3 rRNA genes are annotated in these 5,543 nt (G+C 57.9%); all 3 read left to right on the forward strand.

The window, feature by feature from the left end:
- Window positions 1–190 precede the first annotated feature (190 nt).
- The 3 genes from JM949_RS33045 to rrf all read left to right on the forward strand — a co-directional run bounded on the left by JM949_RS33045 (window position 191) and on the right by rrf (window position 5,396).
- Window positions 191–1,705 (forward strand): 16S ribosomal RNA (locus JM949_RS33045).
- Window positions 1,706–2,082: 377 nt separating this feature from the next.
- A 23S ribosomal RNA gene (locus JM949_RS33050) occupies window positions 2,083–5,193 on the forward strand.
- Window positions 5,194–5,279: 86 nt separating this feature from the next.
- Window positions 5,280–5,396: ribosomal RNA gene (gene rrf / locus JM949_RS33055) — 5S ribosomal RNA — on the forward strand.
- Together the 16S, 23S and 5S rRNA genes form the textbook arrangement of a ribosomal RNA operon.
- The last annotated feature ends 147 nt before the right edge of the window (window positions 5,397–5,543 follow it).

Genomic DNA, 5,543 nt, shown 5'->3' on the forward strand with positions numbered 1-5,543 from the left:
CCCCGGTTGGGGTTCCGCTGTGGTGGGGCTTCTGGTCGGTGTGTGGTTGTTCTTTGAGAACTCAACAGGGTGCTTGTAAAGCCAGTGCCAATTATGATTTATACCCCGGACTGGTCAGGCTTCGGTTTGGCTGGTTGGGATTCCTTTGGCAACATTTGTTTGTTGTCGGGATAGCTGTTCAACTCATTTTTTGTTGGAGAGTTTGATCCTGGCTCAGGACGAACGCTGGCGGCGTGCTTAACACATGCAAGTCGAGCGGAAAGGCCCTTCGGGGTACTCGAGCGGCGAACGGGTGAGTAACACGTGAGCAACCTGCCCCAAGCTTTGGGATAACCCTCGGAAACGGGGGCTAATACCGGATAGGACCTGTGGTCGCATGACTGTGGGTGGAAAGTTTTTCGGCTTGGGATGGGCTCGCGGCCTATCAGCTTGTTGGTGGGGTGATGGCCTACCAAGGCGACGACGGGTAGCCGGCCTGAGAGGGCGACCGGCCACACTGGGACTGAGACACGGCCCAGACTCCTACGGGAGGCAGCAGTGGGGAATATTGCACAATGGGCGGAAGCCTGATGCAGCGACGCCGCGTGAGGGATGACGGCCTTCGGGTTGTAAACCTCTTTCAGCAGGGACGAAGCGAGAGTGACGGTACCTGCAGAAGAAGCACCGGCCAACTACGTGCCAGCAGCCGCGGTAAGACGTAGGGTGCGAGCGTTGTCCGGATTTATTGGGCGTAAAGAGCTCGTAGGCGGCTTGTCGCGTCGACCGTGAAAACTTGGGGCTCAACCCCAAGCCTGCGGTCGATACGGGCAGGCTAGAGTTCGGTAGGGGAGACTGGAATTCCTGGTGTAGCGGTGAAATGCGCAGATATCAGGAGGAACACCGGTGGCGAAGGCGGGTCTCTGGGCCGATACTGACGCTGAGGAGCGAAAGCGTGGGGAGCGAACAGGATTAGATACCCTGGTAGTCCACGCTGTAAACGTTGGGCGCTAGGTGTGGGGGGCCTCTCCGGTTCCCTGTGCCGCAGCTAACGCATTAAGCGCCCCGCCTGGGGAGTACGGCCGCAAGGCTAAAACTCAAAGGAATTGACGGGGGCCCGCACAAGCGGCGGAGCATGCGGATTAATTCGATGCAACGCGAAGAACCTTACCTGGGTTTGACATGGCCGCAAAACCTCCAGAGATGGGGGGTCCTTCGGGGGCGGTCACAGGTGGTGCATGGCTGTCGTCAGCTCGTGTCGTGAGATGTTGGGTTAAGTCCCGCAACGAGCGCAACCCTCGTTCGATGTTGCCAGCGCGTTATGGCGGGGACTCATCGAAGACTGCCGGGGTCAACTCGGAGGAAGGTGGGGATGACGTCAAGTCATCATGCCCCTTATGTCCAGGGCTTCACGCATGCTACAATGGCCGGTACAATGGGCTGCGATACCGTGAGGTGGAGCGAATCCCAAAAAGCCGGTCTCAGTTCGGATCGGGGTCTGCAACTCGACCCCGTGAAGTCGGAGTCGCTAGTAATCGCAGATCAGCAACGCTGCGGTGAATACGTTCCCGGGCCTTGTACACACCGCCCGTCACGTCACGAAAGTCGGCAACACCCGAAGCCGGTGGCCCAACCCTTGTGGAGGGAGCCGTCGAAGGTGGGGCTGGCGATTGGGACGAAGTCGTAACAAGGTAGCCGTACCGGAAGGTGCGGCTGGATCACCTCCTTTCTAAGGAGCACCTTCCGACGAAAGTCGGTAAGGAGCCCGCGCTGCCCGACTGTGGTGGTGGGGTGCTCGAATGGCGGAGACACTGGCAAGTTTTGCCCTGGCAACGGCCGGCGGCGCTTAGTACAGCCATCTTTTGGGTGGTGGGAACGGATGCTGTTGGTGCGGCTGGGGGAGAATGTGAGCACCCTGTTGGGTCCTGAAAGAACAACCGGTGGTTGTTTCTTTCGGAGCCGTAGCGAGCCTGTGGGTTCGTGAGGTTGCCAGGCATGGCCTGGCCTCGCATACCGCCAGACGTGAGTTTGGGTTTGGTGTGGGGCGTTTCGGGTTGTGGGTTGGTCGTTTGTTGAGAATTGCACAGTGGACGCGAGCATCTTTGTGGTCAAGTTGTCAAGGGCGAACGGTGAATGCCTTGGCACCAGGAGCCGATGAAGGACGTGGGAGGCCGCGATAGGCCTGGGGGAGCTGTCAACCAAGCTGTGATCCCAGGGTGTCCGAATGGGGAAACCTGGCACCAGTCATGTGGTGTCACCCACACCTGAACACATAGGGTGTGTGGAGGGAACGCGGGGAAGTGAAACATCTCAGTACCCGTAGGAAGAGAAAACAATTTAGTGATTCCGTGAGTAGTGGCGAGCGAAAGCGGATTGAGGCTAAACCGGCTGCGTGTGATACCTGTCAGGGGTTGCGTGGTCGGGGTTGTGGGACCCCGCTGAGTGTACTGACATGCACTCGAGGAGTTACAAAGTCAGTGGCTAGTCGAACAGTCTGGAATGGCTGACCGTAGACGGTGAGAGTCCGGTAGGTGAAAGTTGCTGACCTTCTGTGGGTGTTCCCGAGTAGCGGCGGACCCCTGAAATCTGCCGTGAATCTGCCAGGACCACCTGGTAAGCCTAAATACTTCCTGGTGACCGATAGCGGACGAGTACCGTGAGGGAATGGTGAAAAGTACCCCGGGAGGGGAGTGAAATAGTACCTGAAACCGTTCGCCTACAATCCGTCGGAGCCTTGCGGGGTGACGGCGTGCCTTTTGAAGAATGAGCCTGCGAGTTAGTGGCATGTGGCGAGGTTAACCCGTGTGGGGGAGCCGTAGCGAAAGCGAGTCTGAATAGGGCGATTCAGTCGCGTGTCCTAGACCCGAAGCGGAGTGATCTAGCCATGGGCAGGCTGAAGCGCGGGTAAGACCGCGTGGAGGGCCGAACCCACCAACGTTGAAAAGTTGGGGGATGACCTGTGGTTAGGGGTGAAAGGCCAATCAAACTCCGTGATAGCTGGTTCTCCCCGAAATGCATTTAGGTGCAGCGTCGCGTGTTTCTTGCCGGAGGTAGAGCACTGGATGGTCTAGGGGGCCCACAAGCTTACCGAAATCAGCCAAACTCCGAATGCCGGTAAGTGAGAGCGCGGCAGTGAGACTGCGGGGGATAAGCTTCGTAGTCGAGAGGGAAACAGCCCAGATCACCAGCTAAGGCCCCTAAGCGTGTGCTAAGTGGAAAAGGATGTGGGGTCGCATAGACAACCAGGAGGTTGGCTTAGAAGCAGCCACCCTTTAAAGAGTGCGTAATAGCTCACTGGTCAAGTGGTTCCGCGCCGACAATGTAGCGGGGCTCAAGCACACCGCCGAAGCTGTGGCATTCACATTTTAACCTCGCTTGGACTTGATTCCTTGTGCAGGTGTGTGGATGGGTAGGGGAGCGTCGTGCCGCGAGTGAAGCAGCGGGGTGACCCAGTTGTGGACGCGGCACGAGTGAGAATGCAGGCATGAGTAGCGAAAGAAGGGTGAGAAACCCTTCCGCCGGATGACCAAGGGTTCCAGGGCCAGGCTAATCCGCCCTGGGTGAGTCGGGACCTAAGGCGAGGCCGAGAGGCGTAGTCGATGGACAACGGGTTGATATTCCCGTACCCGCGAAAGAGCGCCCGTGATGAACTTCGTTGTGCTAACCACCCGAGCTGCCTGATGTCTTCGGACGGATGGTGGGGAGCGTGGGAACCTGGCGGGTAGTAGTCAAGCGATGGGGTGACGCAGGAAGGTAGCTGAGCCCGGCCGGTGGTTGTGCCGGGGTAAGCGTGTAGGCCGTGGTGTAGGCAAATCCGCACCACATGTAGGCTGAGACGTGATGCCGAGCCGATTCAGGTGAAGTCAGTGATCCTATGCTGCCGAGAAAAGCCTCTAGCGAGTTCTTAGCGGCCCGTACCCCAAACCGACACAGGTGGTCAGGTAGAGAATACCGAGGCGATCGGGCGAACTGTGGTTAAGGAACTCGGCAAATTGCCCCCGTAACTTAGGGAGAAGGGGGGCCGGAGACGTGAAGCCCCGCGCGGGTGGAGCGTTGTATGGCCGCAGAGAGCAGGGGGAAGCGACTGTTTACTAAAAACACAGGTCCATGCGAAGAAGTAATTCGATGTATATGGACTGACGCCTGCCCGGTGCTGGAACGTTAAGGGGACCTGTTAGCTCTTTCGGGGGCGAAGCGGAGAACTTAAGCGCCAGTAAACGGCGGTGGTAACTATAACCATCCTAAGGTAGCGAAATTCCTTGTCGGGTAAGTTCCGACCTGCACGAATGGCGTAACGACTTCCCCACTGTCTCAACCACAGGCCCGGCGAAATTGCAGTACGAGTAAAGATGCTCGTTACGCGCGGCAGGACGGAAAGACCCCGGGACCTTTACTATAGCTTGACATTGGTACTCGAATTAGCTTGTGTAGGATAGGTGGGAGCCGGTGAAGTCCATACGCCAGTATGGGTGGAGGCAATCTTGAAATACCACTCTGGTTGATTTGGGTATCTAACTTCGGACCGTTATCCGGTTCAGGGACAGTGTCTGGTGGGTAGTTTAACTGGGGCGGTTGCCTCCTAAAGGGTAACGGAGGCGCCCAAAGGTTCCCTCAGCCTGGTTGGCAATCAGGTGTTGAGTGCAAGTACACAAGGGAGCTTGACTGTGAGACTGACAGGTCGAGCAGGGACGAAAGTCGGGACTAGTGATCCGGCACTTGCGAGTGGAAGCGGTGTCGCTCAACGGATAAAAGGTACCCCGGGGATAACAGGCTGATCTTCCCCAAGAGTCCATATCGACGGGATGGTTTGGCACCTCGATGTCGGCTCGTCGCATCCTGGGGCTGTAGCAGGTCCCAAGGGTTGGGCTGTTCGCCCATTAAAGCGGTACGCGAGCTGGGTTTAGAACGTCGTGAGACAGTTCGGTCCCTATCCGCCGTGCGCGTAGGATACTTGAGAAGGGCTGTCCCTAGTACGAGAGGACCGGGACGGACGAACCTCTGGTGTGCCAGTTGTTCTGCCAAGGGCACGGCTGGTTAGCTACGTTCGGAAGGGATAACCGCTGAAAGCATCTAAGCGGGAAGCCTGCTTCAAGATGAGGTATCCCACCCACTTTGTGGGGTAAGGCCCCCAGCTAGACGACTGGGTTGATAGGCCGGAAATGTAAGCCCGGTAACGGGTTCAGTTGACCGGTACTAATAGGCCGAGGACTTGACTACTAAGCTGCTACGCGTCCACTGTGCAACTCTGAACAAGCGAACACCCGTGAGTATGGTGCCGGGGTTGTTTGATATGTTCATAGAGTTACGGCGGTCATGGCGGAGGGGAAACGCCCGGTTACATTCCGAACCCGGAAGCTAAGCCCTCCAGCGCCGATGGTACTGCACTCGTGAGGGTGTGGGAGAGTAGGACACCGCCGGACAATCTTCCAGATAAGGCCACCCCCAACGGGGTGGCCTTCTCTGCATTCCCCCGCCTTCCCCAATGCCTCATCCGGGCGGCGGGCCGGGGTGATCGACTCGGGTTCACGGAAACCGGGGTATCCGCGGCCTGGTGATGGCCCGACATC

This window comes from Micromonospora tarensis (assembly GCF_016803395.1).
GTDB classification, from domain to species: Bacteria; Actinomycetota; Actinomycetes; order Mycobacteriales; family Micromonosporaceae; genus Micromonospora; species Micromonospora tarensis.